This is a genomic window from Pseudomonas sp. F220, assembly GCF_057813935.1.
Genome location: NZ_JBVASJ010000061.1, coordinates 1 through 16,196, shown reverse-complemented (window position 1 = coordinate 16,196; position 16,196 = coordinate 1). Strand labels below are relative to the sequence as shown.

14 protein-coding genes are annotated in these 16,196 nt (G+C 49.1%); 2 read left to right on the top strand and 12 right to left on the bottom strand.

The window, feature by feature from the left end; translation table 11 throughout:
• Positions 1 to 567: 567 nt before the first annotated feature.
• The 12 genes from ACZYSM_RS28030 to ACZYSM_RS27975 form a co-directional block, all read right to left on the bottom strand.
• A complete protein-coding gene (locus tag ACZYSM_RS28030) occupies positions 568 to 1,329 on the bottom strand; it encodes a WecB/TagA/CpsF family glycosyltransferase (protein WP_489076759.1) in 762 nt (253 codons plus the stop codon).
• 858 nt (positions 1,330 to 2,187) lie between these two features.
• The gene (locus ACZYSM_RS28025; protein ID WP_489076757.1) at positions 2,188 to 3,381 is read right to left on the bottom strand and encodes a hypothetical protein; all 1,194 of its coding nucleotides are present in this window, start codon (positions 3,379 to 3,381) and stop codon (positions 2,188 to 2,190) included.
• Position 3,382: 1 nt separating this feature from the next.
• On the bottom strand, positions 3,383 to 4,354 hold the full coding sequence (locus ACZYSM_RS28020; protein ID WP_489076755.1) for a glycosyltransferase family 52: 972 nt from the start codon (positions 4,352 to 4,354) through the stop codon (positions 3,383 to 3,385).
• 59 nt (positions 4,355 to 4,413) lie between these two features.
• Positions 4,414 to 5,463 (bottom strand): pseudaminic acid synthase, encoded by a 1,050-nt coding sequence (pseI, locus tag ACZYSM_RS28015; protein ID WP_489076754.1) that lies wholly within the window; start codon positions 5,461 to 5,463, stop codon positions 4,414 to 4,416.
• Positions 5,460 to 6,017 (bottom strand): UDP-4-amino-4,6-dideoxy-N-acetyl-beta-L-altrosamine N-acetyltransferase, encoded by a 558-nt coding sequence (gene pseH, locus ACZYSM_RS28010; protein ID WP_489076753.1) that lies wholly within the window; start codon positions 6,015 to 6,017, stop codon positions 5,460 to 5,462. The genes pseI and pseH overlap by 4 nt, the downstream gene beginning before the upstream one ends.
• Positions 6,017 to 7,099: a UDP-2,4-diacetamido-2,4,6-trideoxy-beta-L-altropyranose hydrolase gene (pseG, locus tag ACZYSM_RS28005; protein ID WP_489076751.1), complete on the bottom strand. Its 1,083-nt coding sequence runs from the start codon at positions 7,097 to 7,099 to the stop codon at positions 6,017 to 6,019. Before pseG ends, pseH begins: the two co-directional genes overlap by 1 nt.
• 65 nt (positions 7,100 to 7,164) lie before the next feature.
• Positions 7,165 to 7,860 (bottom strand): pseudaminic acid cytidylyltransferase, encoded by a 696-nt coding sequence (gene pseF, locus ACZYSM_RS28000; RefSeq protein WP_489076749.1) that lies wholly within the window; start codon positions 7,858 to 7,860, stop codon positions 7,165 to 7,167.
• Positions 7,857 to 9,017 (bottom strand): UDP-4-amino-4,6-dideoxy-N-acetyl-beta-L-altrosamine transaminase, encoded by a 1,161-nt coding sequence (pseC, locus tag ACZYSM_RS27995; protein WP_489076747.1) that lies wholly within the window; start codon positions 9,015 to 9,017, stop codon positions 7,857 to 7,859. The genes pseF and pseC overlap by 4 nt, the downstream gene beginning before the upstream one ends.
• A gap of 3 nt (positions 9,018 to 9,020) precedes the next feature.
• Positions 9,021 to 10,019: a UDP-N-acetylglucosamine 4,6-dehydratase (inverting) gene (pseB, locus tag ACZYSM_RS27990; RefSeq protein WP_489076745.1), complete on the bottom strand. Its 999-nt coding sequence runs from the start codon at positions 10,017 to 10,019 to the stop codon at positions 9,021 to 9,023.
• Positions 10,020 to 11,306 (bottom strand): lipopolysaccharide biosynthesis protein, encoded by a 1,287-nt coding sequence (locus tag ACZYSM_RS27985; RefSeq protein WP_489076743.1) that lies wholly within the window; start codon positions 11,304 to 11,306, stop codon positions 10,020 to 10,022.
• Positions 11,307 to 11,580: 274 nt separating this feature from the next.
• Positions 11,581 to 13,809, bottom strand: coding sequence for a polysaccharide biosynthesis tyrosine autokinase (locus ACZYSM_RS27980; RefSeq protein WP_489076741.1), 2,229 nt, complete (start codon positions 13,807 to 13,809; stop codon positions 11,581 to 11,583).
• Between the two features lie 38 nt (positions 13,810 to 13,847).
• The gene (locus ACZYSM_RS27975; RefSeq protein WP_489076739.1) at positions 13,848 to 14,288 is read right to left on the bottom strand and encodes a low molecular weight protein-tyrosine-phosphatase; all 441 of its coding nucleotides are present in this window, start codon (positions 14,286 to 14,288) and stop codon (positions 13,848 to 13,850) included.
• A 610-nt stretch (positions 14,289 to 14,898) separates the two neighbouring features.
• Between ACZYSM_RS27975 and ACZYSM_RS27970 the strand changes: the two genes are divergently transcribed.
• Both ACZYSM_RS27970 and rfaH read left to right on the top strand, forming a co-directional pair.
• Positions 14,899 to 15,441 carry a phosphomannomutase gene (locus tag ACZYSM_RS27970; RefSeq protein ID WP_489076737.1) on the top strand — a complete coding sequence of 181 codons (543 nt, stop codon included), beginning with the start codon at positions 14,899 to 14,901 and terminating at the stop codon, positions 15,439 to 15,441.
• A 16-nt stretch (positions 15,442 to 15,457) separates the two neighbouring features.
• The gene (gene rfaH / locus ACZYSM_RS27965; protein ID WP_489076761.1) at positions 15,458 to 15,964 is read left to right on the top strand and encodes a transcription/translation regulatory transformer protein RfaH; all 507 of its coding nucleotides are present in this window, start codon (positions 15,458 to 15,460) and stop codon (positions 15,962 to 15,964) included.
• The last annotated feature ends 232 nt before the right edge of the window (positions 15,965 to 16,196 follow it).

The window sequence follows — 16,196 nt, the reverse complement described above, 5'->3', positions numbered from 1 at the left end:
CGCGCTGACTAAGATCTTGATATTGCCCGACCTGGATCGTGGCGCGTTCTTCGACGCTGAGTTCTGTATAGGACATGGCGGCACCTTACCGGAGGGTGAGGTGTTGCACTCAGTTGTCGCGGCCGCCAGGTAAATAAAAATGTAATCAAAAGTCGGCTAGTTTATTGGCTGAGTGAAACTACGATCTCCCAAGTGCGTGTGATGTCACAGAAAGATGTTGACTGCTATCGAGCCATGAATTTGATGGGGAAGTGATGGGGTGTAAAGCGTTTATGTAACGTATATGCTCTTGTTTTTTAGGTGCGTGCGCCAAGCGGGATTTTTTCTTGAGGCAAATGGCCCAATCAGCACAGGCAGGCAAACCTAAGTTTATTTTTTCTGCCCTGCCAGAGGGCACGCGGGACATTATCAATGTGAAAAAATACTTAGTTGTAAAGAGCTTGATCTGGGGCTTGGGGTGAGGTATGTACGGCGGCCAATTAAATTTGGAAAGCTAGATGTATGGCAAATATGTAGGTCGAAAGTTGACTGGGATTAATGCGGAGCTTGCATGCGCTTGCTAATTATTTAATTGGCTTCGATATTTGGTATCTCATGGTTTACTTGGATTGTATTTATGAGGGTGTTCTTCTTGATGAAGTGCCTGTGTTTTTTATGAAAAATAACATCAAGCATAAAAATGGCCAAAAATTTAGGATAGTGCAATGTATAGCGTTTTATTAGTTTTGGTTCATCTATTATCCGGTAGGCCCAGCGTAGATTAAGCTTGTTAAACCAATAAGGGTAGTATGTCAGCCCCGATTTTGCTGTTTGGTGGAAGAAGCCTCCGCATGTGAAACCTAATCCAACCCAGCCAGACTCTTTAAGCTTTAGAAGAAACTTTTCCTGATGCGGCGTTCCCATGCCACATATCACAATGTCGGGACTGTTTGAAAAAATTTCTGTTATTGCGCGATATTCTTCTTCTTGGTCTTTAAAAAAACCACTCCTGCAGCCTAGAATGTTCAGATCTGGAAACGCCAAGTTGATAATGCGTGCAGCTTCGTTCGCAACTCCTTGCTCTCCTCCTATGAAGTAGACAGTTTTTCGTTCAGCTGAAGCGTATTGGAAAATGGTCGGTGCTAACGATGTCATGTCAAAGCTAATACGTTTTTGTTTTACTCCGATTAATTTCATTAAATAGCAAATTGAAGATCCGTCAAAGCAAATGTTTTCAAATTTTGAAAACGTGTCTATATCATTTCTTGCAAGTTGGTAAGAGTATGGATTTAGGAATGTTGTTAAGGACGAAAGTTTAATGGTTGGCACTGGTGTTGATGTTTTAGTCAATGGTGTCAATCTCCTGGCGATAAAGTAGCTGGGTCTAGGTGTTGTGGTTATTGAAGATTTAAGTAGGTACTTCGTTTTCAAACGTTCGTGCATTGCCTATTGGGAAAGTTGCTCTTTCGTTGAAAAAATATAAATTAGCTGACGGGTAAAAAGCTGTTCTCTTGATTTTCTAGATTTAAGAGGCTATTACCACGCCTCAGGTGGTCTTCTATTATGGACCCCTTCGAATGCCATTCCTTTGAAACGCTAGGTATAGCGCCTGTACTTGTCTAACCATGTTTTTACCTTTTGAGGCTCTGCGCAGCATAGTTATCGACGATCTTCATACAGATGAAGGTCTATGGGCATTTCTCGATTAATAATATATTGAGCAGCGCCAGCCACTCCTAAGTGCTAGTGTTGACGCTCGATACTGGCGACTTGAGCCAAGCTTCGACAGCTAGGACGAGGTTGTCCAGTACGCGGTTAAACCAGTTACTCAATGACTCGGGCTAGCGGTTTATTAGGTGAAAGTAGCTTGCGTCGGCGGATAGGTATTCGAGCGAAGCATCTACTCGCTGTTCTTGAAAACGCTTGTACCAAAGAGTGAAATGAGGAAGCAGGAATCCAAGTAACCAACGAGCTATTTCAAACTGCGAACAACCTTGAGAGTCCAACAAGATCACACTAAGGCTGCGGCCATCACGTTAATGGTTAAGTTTAGCATTGGTATGCTATTCAATACTCAAGACATATCTTGGGCGACCATCTATTCACCTTAGGCTGTATGATGATCGGGAAAGTATAGCTGGTTATTAGGGGGGGTATTTATGAGGTTGCGTACTAGAATGTAGTGTGCCACTAAAAATAATATGTTGGTTATATGCGCTGGGTATGCCTAAAGCTTATGCTGTTTTTTGCGGGTTGTGTTGTATTTGATGTGATAAGAAGCAATGCAACTATGTAGTGTGAGTAGATCATGTTGTGCATAAATGACATAATATACAATACTGCTAGAATTGCAGAAGATTTGTTTCTTGATCCGAGTGTGCATATCAGAAGAAAAAACACTAAGGAAAAAATGGCCCCGAAATCATGTATTATTCTAATTGTGTCGTTGTGCGGGAACAAGTCAATGCCCCATGTGTTAATTATTACAAGCCTGCTTGACTCCGCACCGTTACCACCTAAAAAGCCAGCTACGCCGGACGAACTTATACTATCTAGCACTGCTTGGAAAAGTGCCATCCTCAAGCCAAAACTCGCATCATCCCCTCCTTCATAACGATAAGCTATGATTCCTACGGGAAGGTGTTCAGAAACGAGGCTGTACGTTGGGTATATGAGTAAAACCAAAGTTACGGTAAGAGATATTAGGATGATCCTGTGGGATTTTTTTCTAAGTATTTTTTTATTCGTTATTAATAAGGATAGTATCAGTATTACTATTAGGTTTATTCTCGTGCCTGATGCGTATACGAAAAAGCCAACCGCTAGCAAACATAAGATATAGCCAGTGGATCGAATTGCTTCTTCAGAGTTTATTTTGTTTGCGAATGATATTATGAACAGGCACGTTAGCCATGTTGCAAATGTAGTTGGAGAAAAGAAAAACCCAACAAATCTATTACCTTGTTGAAAAAAAATTGCCATATTTGAAAGGTACATCACAAAAAGTATTGCCAGCGTTGCAATCAAAAATTTTTCGCATAGGTTAATTTGTTTGTCTTTTAAAGGTATTCCTATTTCTGTATTTATTGTCAGTAGTAGAAGTAAAAATAGAAAAAAAACCAGCGGGGCGGGGAAGGAAATATTACTTTTCACTAGGGCGAAGGATACTAGTATGGTTCCGAAAAGTTGAAGGTGGTAGCTTTTATTTTTTTTAAATCGTAAATTCACCATTTTTGTAATGAATATAGGTATAAATAGCAGCGGTATTGCTAGTGTTACTGCTCTTTCTATTAAGTAGGGGTCTTGGCTGAGAAGGGGGGCAGCAAATGAAATGACACCGACTGCAAATAAAACTAAAAGCCAAATATTCGACCATAGTGCTCCAACTTTGCTAGAACTCATTCTATGAGATCTCAATCAAGGTGATGTTTTGCATAACCTCTTTTTCAGGGAGGGTAGGATTTATTTTATCGTGCCTTATCCAAAAGCATTTTATGTTGTATGATTTGGATAGGTTTATGAGGGCTGTGCTCCCAAATGCATAGAGTTCAACACGAGACTGCTTTGAAAGTGAGAGTGCTAGCTCTTCTGCAACTAAATCTGTAGTTATCAATGCTGCATGGATTGACTTCGATTTTTCTGATGACTCTAAAGGATGGCTTAGTTGGTGTGTTATATTTAAGTTAGCTATTACAGTGTTGTATATTTTTATTTCTTCTTCGGTCTTGCATAGTTTTCTTTCCGAATATGGCTGCGTTAGTAGTATCTTCATTGTTGGTGCGTTGGGTACGGTTTTTAACTGTGCGTCATTGCTTTCATGGTGCAGTGCTATATCTATTATGTATTTGCAGTGCTTAGCGTATATATTTTCGGATGAGTAAATAGTGTAGTGGCTCTCTATTTTTTTTATAGTTTGATCGTATGTTTGGTGGACTCCAATAAGAGAGAGGAAAAACCTTTTAATAGGTTTGTCGTTTTTTGAAAGGTAGCCGTCTTTTATCAAGTTTCCGTATCCATCATCGAAAGTATTAATGCTTATGTTTTTATTTGCATTTCTAATGAAGACTCTTGAGTAAAGTGACTTTATCGATCCTGTGTATACGGCTATGTGATTCTTATTTAGCATGTGGCGAATTTTTGTAAGCTGTATTATTGATAGTATGTCTTTGAAGTTCCTGTGAATATTTATTTCTATTATTTTTTCGCCATTTAATAGTAGTCTTTTGCAGTAATTTTTTGTTTTTTCACTGCCGTCAATAAATACAATAAATAGCGTATTTGATATGGCGTTTCTTTTTATAATGGATCTTGCTATCATTACATGAAGTGGAGTGAAGACAAAAAAAACATTAGTTGGATCTATTTTGTTGTGCATGATGTCTTTTATATATGTGTAGTGTTTGGCCGAGGAGATGAATTGTGTAAGTTTGACCACTAGATGATAGAGTCGAGTGTCGCTGGTGTAAAAGCACAGGTGTCACATTTAACTTTTTTCCCAATCAAAAAGTCTAAATGCTTGGGGGGGAGGCCAAACCCTGGTCTAACGCTCCGAACAGCATCTTCAGTGATGATTTCACCTGCGTCTAAGTCTTTAATAAAGTACAGCGAGCGGCGAAACTTCAGATTACTCTGCTCACTTGGCTTTCGGCCGTAGTCCACCTTCCCTATTGCAGACCATGCGGTTTTGCTGTCCCGGCATAAAGCAGCCAGCTCTTCTGGCTCCAGCGAGAAGCTGTCGTCGGGCCCGCCGCCATTGCGGTTAAGGGTGAAGTGTTTTTCAATAATGGACGCGCCCATCACTACACTGGCGATGGCGGTAGTATTGTCCAGCGTATGGTCGGACAGGCCTGTGACCAAGCCGAAGCGGCGCATCATGTCGGGAATGGTACGCAGGTTGTAATCAGCGGCCGGCGCGGGGTAACCACTTACGCAGTGAAGAATGGCCAGTTCCTTACAGCCACCTTCGTGAGCGGCGTCGATGGCTTCCTGGATTTCTTCGGCATCTGCCATACCGGTGGAGATAATCATCGGCTTGCCAGTACTGGCAACGTACTTGATCAAGGGCAGGTCAACTGCCTCAAAGGAAGCAATTTTGTAGGCCGGTGTGTTGAGGCTTTCCAGCAGGTCAACAGCGGTGTTGTCGAAGGGGGAACTGAAAATGGTGATCCCCAACTTGCGAGCATGTTCGAACAGAATCGCATGCCAGTCCCAAGGCATGTGGGCCTCCTTGTAAAGCTGATAGAGCGTCTTGCCATCCCATAGGCCACCGTGGATCTGGAAGTCTTCAGAGTCGCAATCAAGGGTAATGGTATCGGCAGTATAGGACTGGAGCTTGATCGCATCAGCACCGGCTTTTTTCGCCTCTTCGATGATCTTTAGCGCGGTTTCAAGCTTGCCGTTATGGTTAGCGGAGAGCTCGGCGATGATGTAAGGAGCGTAATCGGGGCCAATTTTGCGCCCTGCGATTGAAATATTCGGATTCATGCGCTTCTCCCGGAGAGTTTTACCAATTTATCCAACATGTCGGCACGCTTCTCAGCCCACTCAGATGCGAGCAGGCCCAGCCGGTATATATCGACAAAGTCTTCATCGATTTTGTGGTGCTCGCGAAGTATGCCTTCTACGCTGAAGCCAAATTTTTGGTGCAATTTTATAACCGGGGCATTGAAAGCGAGCACTTCACAATGAAGTTTATGAAGACAAAGCTCATTAAACGCACATTCCAGAGCAAGGAACTCCATCTTACTGCCGGTGCCTTTCGGTGCCTCGGGAGATGCATAGAACGCCCAGGATGAGTTTTCGCCGGTTCTGTCGATCCCGTTAAAACCGACTATACCAAGCGGTATCTCACCTGCTTCGTACATGAAATATCGCTGGTCGTCGCGCTGCTGAGTTCGTGCCCACCAAGCAAGGTGTTCGTCCATGTTGATTTCGTGGCGGGTATACATATTGGCCCGCACGTTGGGAGCATTACGCCAGCCGAGCATTAGCTCAAGCTCTTGCTGTTTAATACCGCGCAGTTTTCCAAGTAGCTGCATTACATGCTCCATTTTTCAGTATTCAGCTTGTTCAGTGTGCTTGCGACAAATTGACAGCCTGTGCCATCTGTAATGTGCTTGGCGTGTTCGGTGATATTCTTCATGCGACACTTGTCACGCCGAAGTACACCGACTATCCGTACTAACTCAGCTATCAGATGCTTTCCAAGACTTAGCGTTACGACTGCCTGTGCTTTGTCCAGAATTGCTGCGGCCACCCTCTGGTTATCCGCCAGAACGACCAACACGGTTGGCAACCCCAGGCAGCAGCGCTCCCAAGACGTAGCTCCAGCAGCACCGATCGCCAGGTCACTCTCGGCCATCAGTTGGGCCATGTTGCTGACGCCTGACTTGACGGTTGTGGGCCACGGCATCTGCTCGGCCAAATGGCGAACTTCGTCAAGCCAGGGAGCAGTAGTCCCCATGACCACGGTAATCCGGCAGTTGGCTGGCAATTCAGTGGATTGGAGCGCTTGCAGAACTTGTCCGGTGGCGTTGTCCTTGTCCACGCCGCCCATGGTGATGAGCAGGTGTTTGAGTTGCGGTTTTTTCCGACGCTCCAGGCTGTAGGCGCGTAAGGCCGCGAACTCAGGTCGTAGCAGGGAATATTGCGAGCCGCAGAGCAGGGGGCAAGCGTCAGAGAGCCAAGGTGCGTAGTCCTTGGCATTGCGACCGAAGGTCTGATCCAGCAGCAGATCGCACTGGTGTGGACGGTCAGCCAGATCGTCGATCACCATCAGTTTGCGGTAATGCGACTTCAGTGCAGTTTCCCAGCGGGCATCGAGCGCATAGTGGTCGACGATCAGCCAGTCAGGTATCAGCTCGCTAAGTATGGCAGTGCATTCGGCGGCGTCTTTTGCCTGAGTGGAGCCAAGCCAGGCGGCATGTGCCAGTTGCGGCTCAGCGGTCGGCACATTGACGGCCATCAAGTTCGCTTCTGCCGAGTCCGTGAGAGGCAAGGCATGGACCTGGAAGCCTTTGCTGCGGATATGCTCGATCAAGTTGCCGGGATGTTCGCGGCAAATAAACTGGCATTCACTGCCTTGCGACGTGAGCGCATTGGCCAGGGTGAGGCAACGCATAACGTGCCCCGTGCCCATTTGCAGTGAGGCGTCGACGCGGAAGGCGACCTTAATTGTCTGCACCTTCACTGCGTTTCAGCCTGCATAGCCTTGAACAACCATTCGGCTCGCACCCAATCTTCCGGAGTATCGATGTCCTGTACACGGTGCCGCGGCAGCGCCACGGGCATCGAGCCCGGGCTAAAGATCATCCGGCCTTGCAGCCAGGCATCGGCCTGGCCCCAGTAGAACTGCCCAGCGTCGTGATAGGCCTCCTCAAGGTCCTGGGAGCGGGTATTGAAATGCTCCGGATTGAACATGTCGACCCGGCCCTCGGCGTTGAGGCGAATCGCTCTCTGGATCGGGAAGGCGTAGCTGGTTACCGAAAAGGTGTAATCGCAGCCTGCGTCGTTGAGGATGCCAAAACCGCGGCGGATATCTTCAGGACTGACGAAAGGAGCGGTGGCATACAGGCAGCAAGCGTGCTCGACGGGTTGACCTTGGGCATTGAACCATTCAATGGCGTGTCGAATGACCGGAATTGTGCCGGTATGGTCGTCGGACAGTTCCGCGGGGCGCATGAAGGGTACCGTAGCTCCGTAGTGACGAGCCACCTCGGCTATCTCTCTATCATCGGTGGAAACAATCACTTGATCAAAGCAGCCGCTTTGCAGCGCTGCTTCGATAGACCAGGCGATCATCGGCTTTGCGCAGAACAGTTTGATGTTCTTGCGTGGGATGCGCTTGCTGCCTCCGCGGGCGGGGATGATCGCCAGTTTCATTCCAGCACCGCTTGGCGGAGCGCTGTAATGACCTCGTCCTGCTGCTCATCCGTCATGGTCTGGAACATCGGGATGCTGATGGCTTCCCGGTAGTAGGTTTGCGCCTGCGGAAAGTCTTCAGGCTTGAAGCCCATGCGTTCATAGTGAGGCTGGGTGTGCACTGGGATGTAATGAAGATTGACGCCGATACCCAGCTCACGCAGAGATTCAAAGACTTGGCGGTGAGTCTTTTGGATTTGATCCAGTTGCAGGCGGATAACGTATAGGTGCAGGCCGGAGTAGCTGTCCGGGTGCTGCCAGGGTGTGGTGACCGGAAGGCTGGCCAACAGGTCGTCGTAGCGGCGGGCCAGTTGGTGGCGGCGGGCCACATACTGATCCAGGCGCTCCGTCTGGGTAACCCCCAATGCGGCCTGCAGCTCCGTCATACGGTAATTGAAGCCCAGATCAATTTGCTGGTAGTACCAGGGGCCATCGGCCTCGTGAGTCATCTGCGCCGGATCACGAGTGATGCCGTGGCTGCGCAGCAGGGCCATTTTGTTCGCCAGTTCGCCATCGTTGGTCAGTGCCATGCCGCCTTCGGCAGTGGTGATGATCTTCACGGGATGGAAACTGAATACGGTGATATCGCTGTAGCGGCAGTTGCCGATGAACTCGCCTTGGTACTTGCCACCAATGGCGTGGGAGGCATCTTCGATGATCTTGAAGCCGTAGCGTTGGGACAGTGCATGAATGGCCTGCATGTCGCACGGCTGGCCGCACAAATGGACCGGCACTAGCACTTTGGGTAGCGTGCCCTCGAGTTCGGCCTGTGCCAGCTTGAGCGCGAGCGCTTGCGGGCAGAGGTTGTAGGTACGCGGGTCGATATCGACAAAATCGACCTCGGCGCCGCAGTACAACGCACAGTTGGCCGAGGCCACGAAGGTGATCGGTGTTGTCCACAACCGATCGCCCGGGCCAAGCCCAAGGGCCAGGCAGGCAATGTGCAATGCCGAGGTGGCACTGTTCACTGCCAAGGCATGGCTGGCACCGACGTGCTGCGCGACATTTTGCTCGAAGCGAGGAACCATCGGTCCTTGGGTCAGGAAATCGGATTGCAGCACACCCACGACCGCATCGATATCGGTTTGGGTGATTTCTTGGCGGCCGTAGGGAATCATGTATCAGATGCTCCCGATCTTTTCGCGGTTGATGTCGATCCAGTTTTCCAGATCGGCGTCGCTCATCCACTCGCCGTTGTTATCGCTGGCGTAGACGAAGTCTTCGGGTACTCGAGTACCATCCTTGATGCGCTTGGCACAGGTGGCCCAGCCATTGATCGTCGGCAGAATCTTGAAGTGCTGAGGGTATTCGTAAGTGTAATAGGCGTCTTCGGCGCTGATCATTTGCTCGTGCAGTTTCTCGCCGGGACGGATACCAACGACTTGCTGGTCGGCCTCTGGGGCAACCACTCGAGCGAGATCTGTGACTTTCATGGAAGGGATTTTTTTGACATAAATTTCGCCGCCTTCCATATCTTCAAAGGCGTGCCAGACTAGTTTTACGGCTTCCTCGAGAGAGATCATGAAGCGTGTCATGCGCTCGTCGGTAATTGGCAGTACGCCTTTGTCTTTTATCGACATGAAGAACGGGATTACCGAACCACGTGACCCCATGACGTTGCCATATCGGACCACAGCGAAGCGTGAGTCATGACCACCCGAATAGGAGTTACCGGCTACAAACATTTTGTCCGACGCCAGCTTGGTCGCGCCGTACAAGTTGATTGGGCTGCTGGCTTTATCGGTGGAGAGGGCAACGGTGCGACGGACGCCTTTATCAATGCATGCGTCGATAAGGTTCATCGCCCCATTGATGTTGGTTTTCACGCATTCAAACGGGTTGTACTCGGCAGTCGGTACAATTTTGGTCGCGGCGGCATGCACAACATAGTCGACACCGTCCAGTGCTCGGTACAGGCGGTCCTTATCACGCACATCGCCGATGAAAAAACGCACCCGCGAATCGCCTTCGAACTTCTTGGCCATGTCCCACTGTTTCATCTCGTCACGGGAGAAGATGATGATCTTTTTCGGGTTGTATTTTGCCAGTGTCATGGGCACGAACGTGTTGCCGAAAGAGCCGGTACCGCCAGTGACAAGAATAGTTTTGTTAGTGAGCATTCAACGGGTTCCTTTGAGAAACGGTATAGGTTTAGATGAAATTGATCGGTACTGCGCCGGAGTCAAACGGATAAAAGCCACACACTTCCACAACAGGATCAGGAAGAACGCCACACACAGTCCCAATGGCACCGCTTGTAAGGGCCAGTAGTGGGAAAAGAGCCAGGTTGTTGGAATGAAGATCAGCAGGCTTGCTATATGACTATGAATGATCGGCCGGTCGAGTCCTTGTGCATACAGCGCATAATGCGGGACCATGCCCAGCGAATAGAGCAGCGTAATTAGCAAGGTCCAAGGAAACAGTCCTTGGTTTTCAAGGTATAACGGCTTATTAAGCCAGATCAAAAGTGGATCAATGATCAATAGCGCAATTATTGCAAACGCACCTGAAAGCATCAGTGTTTGGAACAGTAATGCACGCAGCTTTAGACGAAAAGAAACAGCGTCCTTGTTGTGATACGCACTGATCAGGCCGGGGTAGATAAAGGCAAATACGCCTGCGTCGAGAAATGACAGAAGCGCACTGCTGATGCCCATAAACAGCACATAAGCGCCTAGGGTTTCCAGGCTCATCAGGTTCGCAAACCAGTAGCGATCCACTGTAAACACGCCGCGGATAGCCAGAGTGGCTACCAACAAAGGAATGGCGACTTTCAGGCCTTTGCCAATCCAATGCCAATCAACCTGCTTATGCCAACCGGAAATATTTAACTGCTTTAAGCGATAAATACCCAGCAAGAGTGCTGCAAAGCTGCCGAGCGTCCAACCACCAAGCACAACGTTCAGATCGCGAGTATCAGCCCGAACAAACATGAGTGAGGTAACGATCACCGCCCAAATGCCAGAACGAAGAAACAACACCACGCTAGCGAGTAATTGCTCCGAGATCGCTATCAGTAGGCGGCCCAACTCCTGGGTCAAATGCTCTAATACCAGCAATATAAAGAACCAGCCTGCGACACTCCAAGGCAGGAGCCCCTCTAGAAAAATTAAACTCAGCAGCGGTAGGACAATGACATAAAGTACCAGCGAAAGTGCGCCTTGGTCCTTGATCAGCCCACCCCATTCATGGCGTTCTCGTTTGAGAATTTCCCGTGTGGTGAACGTGTAGAAGTCGAACCCCAGCAGATAAAGTGCGTAGCCGATAGTGACGGTGAGCAAACCGTAAAGACCTAGTGCCGCCGGCTCTAGAAACTTCGCAAGGAAAAAGATCAATAGAAATTTGCTGGCGAGTGTTATGCCGCGCAGTGCGATATTAATGACGCGCGTGAGGCTTTGTTTCGGCATTAGTTGTGGTGTCTTTTATAATTGGCGAGCGGGGCGCTATGGCCAGGCTTAACAGAGTTTATAAGGCTAGCCATCGGGCGTTTTTCGACAATCAATCGGTAGCAGTAACAATTATGGTTTGGACACGCTACCGCCCCAGGATTAGACGCTAGTCCCTGAGAGCGGCTTGAATTATCAATGAGTCTGCATCTTATGTTGCCGATGCAGAGAATGCGGTGCTATGGATGCTATTAGTGGGTATGCGCGGCTATTATCATCAGGGCTGTGGTGTGGCTTAAACGCTCTCTGACTTATATTCGTAGTTGTAATAACCATAATCGGCATAGCCATATTTGGCCGAGGCGCGTTTTTCAACGCCATTGAAAATGGCGCCTTTCAAATCAATGCCATTTTGAGCAAAGCGACGCATGGTCAATTCAATTTCACGAACCGGGTTAAGTGCAAAACGCGTCACAATCAAGCTGGTGCCCGACTGGCGGCCGACAATCGCCGCATCCGTCACTGCCAGCAACGGCGGAGTATCCAGAATCACCAGGTCGTACTGGGCGCTGACTTGCTCCAGAAAGGCACTGAAGTTCGCGTGCATTAGCAGTTCTGAAGGATTGGGCGGTATTTGTCCGCGGCCGATAACGTCAAGGTTCTCGAATTCAGTTGTATTGATCGCAGTTGCGAGGTCGCAGCGCTTGACCAGTAAATCAGAAAGCCCGTTTTCAGCCGGAACTCTGAATACTTTATGCAGATGCCCTTTGCGCATATCCACGTCGATAAGCAATACACGCTGGCCGGTTTGAGCGATGACTGCGGCGAGGTTGGCGGAAACGAATGTTTTACCTACCTTGGGGCTCGGGCCGGAGATCATCAGGCGATTATTGCTGGCTTCGAGCATGGCGAAGTGCAGACTGGTACGCAGGCTGCGCAATCCTTCTATGGCCAGGTCGGTGGGGTGACTGCTGGCCAGTATGGGCGCGACCTTGTTGGCGCGGCCCCGGCTACTACGGGAAATTTTGAGTTCTTCACCTTTCTGCAGCGTGCTGAAAGGAATGGATGCATACACCGGCAACCCCAACTGTTCAATCTGATCCGGATTTTCCACGCCGCGGTTAAGGGCTTTGCGAAAAAGCACCAACCCAATCGCCAGGAAAGTCCCGAGTAGGGTGGCGATGAGTACGATCAGGGCCTTCTTGGGTTTGACGGGTTTGCGCAGATCTACATCGGCGGTATCGATCAAGCGCACGTTGCCCACGGTGCCGGCACGCATCACATCCAGTTCCTGGGATTTATTCAGAAGCTGGGTATAAATTTCGGTGCTGACTTTTACATCGCGGGTGAGGCTAAGGAGTTCTTGCTGCGTTGAAGGTAGGCCCTCCACTTTTTTGGCCAAGCCATTCTGCTTGCCTGTCAGCTCGGCTAATTGGCTGAGCAAGGCCCGATAGGCGGGATGCTGAGGGGTAAACTTGCGATCCATTTCTGCTTGCTGCATTTTCAGTGCGGATATGCTGGTGTCAAGCGCCACGATCTGATCGAGAATGGCTTTGGCTTCCAGGCTGATATCGATGGATTTACTGCGAATTTGATACTTATTCAGGGCGTTTTCGGCTTTTTCCAGGTCTTTACGGACCTGAGGCAGTTGATCTTTTAGAAACTCCAGACTTTGAGCGGCTTCGGCCGACGTCCGCTCAACATTTTGCCGTACATAGAGCTTGGCGATTTCATTCAGGATTTGAATGGCTTCAGCCGGTTTCGTGCTCTCAAGAGCAAGCCCGATCATGCCGGATTCTTTACCGCGTTCAGTTACATCAAGAGCGGTTTGGTACTTCAAGATACTGGTCAGGCGAGGGTCACGCGCAATGTTGAATGTTGTGCCAGGATTGGCCTGCAACACTTCGACCTGCAGTTTGATGCCGTCCTGGTCATAGGCTTGACCCACTTGGCTTTGGACCAAGACATTGTTGTCTTTATCCAGCAACGTGAAGTGGCCATTTTCACCGCTGACCAACGTGAGCTCCTGGCTCAGGAGCTCTTGTGGGAGCTCGAGCTGAAATACCTTCAGGATTTCGCCACCCCAGGCAAAGCTGCTCATGCCAAGCCATGGCGTCGCGACTGTATTCATAGCGTCTGGTTTGAAATGACGAGCCATAAAGTCGCCGATCACCGGAAAACGGTTCGGCTCGACGGTAATATCGAGCGATAGATTGTCGACAACCTTGCCGATGATTGCGCGCGATTTGATTAATTCAATTTCTGTGGCAGAAGGCGACTCTTTACCCATCATGCTGCCGATATCGGAGAAGCCGAGCATGTCATTTTTTTTGGCCTCCACCTGTATCAAGGCTGTTGCCTGGTAAACAGGCGTGGCCAACACCGCATAGGCAGTTCCAACAGCCATAGAGGCAGCGGTGATCCCGGCAATCAACCATTTATGATCGACCAGTGTCCCGAGTAGGCCCATCAAGTCGATTTCATCATCATCGTCATGAGAGGTTAATGCTGGAGTTTGCTGCATAAGTGGGTTCTTTTCTTAACAGGTATTCGAGGAATGGTTTAGTGTGCGAGACGCCTGGCCCAAGCGTTTACTGCTTCTTCAATCAACGCGTATGCATGCACAAAAGCAGGTTTGCCTTGACGGTAGGGGTCGCTGATTTCGCGGTTGTTCTGCCACTTGCCCAGCAAGAAGACCTTTCCACGCGCTTCAGGCGCAATCTTGAGAACACGGTCTATGAGCTGCTGCTCCATCACCAGGATCAGATCCGATTCGCTGATGGCTGCCGGGGTCAGCTGATGGGCTTTGTGCTCTTTTGGCAGATGACCGTGCTCTTCCAGTACGATCTGGGCGGTGGGTTCGATAGGGTGGTCTTGTAGCGCGCCAAGACCCGCGGAGCTAACTTCGATGTCGGACCGATCCAGTGCGTCTCGCAACAAGTTTTCTGCAGTAGGACTTCGGCAAATGTTGCCAATGCAGACGATTAAAATCTTCTTAAACAAGGCAACCTCCTTGGAAATGCCACGCGTGCGGTGATAGTGCAAATGGAAAGCCTGAAATGCTGTTTTTCTCCAACGGCATTTCTTTTATTTCTATGTCATTTTTTTGGCAGCTATTTTGGCGCGTGTCTATTCTTTCCGAATGCCTTTGCGCATGGGGTCACCGTGCTGGACGCGCCGTTCTACTGCGAAGATACTGGCAAAATGGAATCTGGGCGGTAAACTTGTTTAACGCCAAAAATCATAACTGTGAATCCATGACAACATCAACCTTTAAATGCCACGCGGTTATGTACTGCCAGACAATAAAAAAATTATCTATCAGCGATTGCTGATAAAAAATAACATTTTAATTTTTCCCAGACGAAGTCTAACGTTTGCGATTTATTTTGTGCTGTTTAGTATAATTTGTATCGGTTATCAAGGTCTGAGATGCGATACCCAGAGCGCAGTAGAGTTGCCTGATGTGGCGGGCTCTTTAGCGTTCGTTCTATTAAGTGTCGCATGTTTTTAAAGAGCGAAGTTTCATGATCCGCCAACTCCGTTTTCCAACTGTTGGTAGCGGCACCGCTTTTTGTCATCCACTAAGGCATTACCGGGACTGTTTTTCTGTATGGGCGAAGCCATGATGAGTAATCCGGAGTTCAAGGTAGATCGGGTCCAGCATCGGTCAGGTGCTGAACTGACGGAAGGTATGGTTTTTCGAGCTGCTCACGCTAATGCCAGCAGGCTCAACCCTGGCGGGCTAGCCCCTGATAATGAGTCCCGTGCTTCTGGATATGGCGGTAGCGGTTTGATGGCGTGGATGTACCCTTCAGAGGGTGGCCATTCTCGCGATAAAAAGCAGCGAGCATTGCTGATTGAGCGCATTGGTGCGTTTCCATCCTCGGGAGAAATCCGTCGCAAGGTTGAAGATCCGCTCGCCGTGCTTGAACGTATCAAAAGGCTGCATGTTGCCCTGGCTCTGGAGGTCGATGAAGCAGAAGGACTTAGCCTGGTTTTAGCCGATTGGCGCTTCAAGTTGCGGATATCGACGGTCGAGCCCGTGATTTCTTTGCGTGTAGAAAGTCGTGGGAATGTCGCGTTGATGCAGGCGAAAACCACGGAGCTACTTGAGCAAATAGGCGGGAAAAGGGCTGATTATGTCCAGTCATAATGCGGTGGCTGTTCAAATGACCGCGCGTGAGAACCCCACCGCTAGAGCGTGGTATTTGGTTCAATGCAAAGCGAGCCAGGACGAACGTGCGGAGATAAATCTGCTTAACCAGGGATATACCTGTTTTCGCCCTACGCATCGGCGCGAGCGTGTTTTACAAGGGCGGCGAAGGATTACTTGCGAGTCGCTGTTTCCGGGTTATCTATTTATTCAGGTCGGTTCGGATGAGAGCTGGGCGCCTTTGCGTTCTACCCGCGGCGTATCGAGAATTGTCAGTTTCGGAGGCAAGCCGTTACCCGTGGATGAAACCTTGATCGCACAACTTTATGAGCACGATAACGAAACTTCGGTGGAGGTTCGGTTTGCCTGTGGAGAGAGGGTGCGTATCAATGAGGGGCCCTTTGTCGAATTGGAAGCTATCTTCCTGGCGATGGAGGGCGAACAGCGAGTCGTACTTCTGATGACACTCCTGCAACGTGAGCAAAGAATTAGTATGCCCTTGGTTGGTATTAGTAAGCGTTGAGAAGCCCTACGAGCCAGGGTTGTTCATTTGATCGGCAAGAGAGGGCGGGGCGACAATTCATAAGCGGGCAATGATTTTTATTTTTGTAGTAGCGCCGCTTAGATAGGGCGGTTGCAGGAGCTGAGTGCAACACGGCTATTGAATTGAAGCAGGAGCCTCATGTTGCAAGCCCATGAGCTGAGTGAATACCTCGATCGGACACAGCCAGTTAAATCGCTTGCGTGGTCGGATG

Coding starts and splice junctions, on each gene's coding strand:
- ACZYSM_RS28025 (WP_489076757.1), bottom strand. CDS start 3,381: ATGAGTTCTAGCAAAGTTGGAGCACTATGGTCGAATATTTGGCTTTTA.
- ACZYSM_RS28020 (WP_489076755.1), bottom strand. CDS start 4,354: ATGCACAACAAAATAGATCCAACTAATGTTTTTTTTGTCTTCACTCCA.
- pseI (WP_489076754.1), bottom strand. CDS start 5,463: ATGAATCCGAATATTTCAATCGCAGGGCGCAAAATTGGCCCCGATTAC.
- pseH (WP_489076753.1), bottom strand. CDS start 6,017: ATGCAGCTACTTGGAAAACTGCGCGGTATTAAACAGCAAGAGCTTGAG.
- pseG (WP_489076751.1), bottom strand. CDS start 7,099: ATGCGTTGCCTCACCCTGGCCAATGCGCTCACGTCGCAAGGCAGTGAA.
- pseF (WP_489076749.1), bottom strand. CDS start 7,860: ATGAAACTGGCGATCATCCCCGCCCGCGGAGGCAGCAAGCGCATCCCA.
- pseC (WP_489076747.1), bottom strand. CDS start 9,017: ATGATTCCCTACGGCCGCCAAGAAATCACCCAAACCGATATCGATGCG.
- pseB (WP_489076745.1), bottom strand. CDS start 10,019: ATGCTCACTAACAAAACTATTCTTGTCACTGGCGGTACCGGCTCTTTC.
- ACZYSM_RS27985 (WP_489076743.1), bottom strand. CDS start 11,306: ATGCCGAAACAAAGCCTCACGCGCGTCATTAATATCGCACTGCGCGGC.
- ACZYSM_RS27980 (WP_489076741.1), bottom strand. CDS start 13,809: ATGCAGCAAACTCCAGCATTAACCTCTCATGACGATGATGATGAAATC.
- ACZYSM_RS27970 (WP_489076737.1), top strand. CDS start 14,899: ATGGGCGAAGCCATGATGAGTAATCCGGAGTTCAAGGTAGATCGGGTC.
- rfaH (WP_489076761.1), top strand. CDS start 15,458: ATGACCGCGCGTGAGAACCCCACCGCTAGAGCGTGGTATTTGGTTCAA.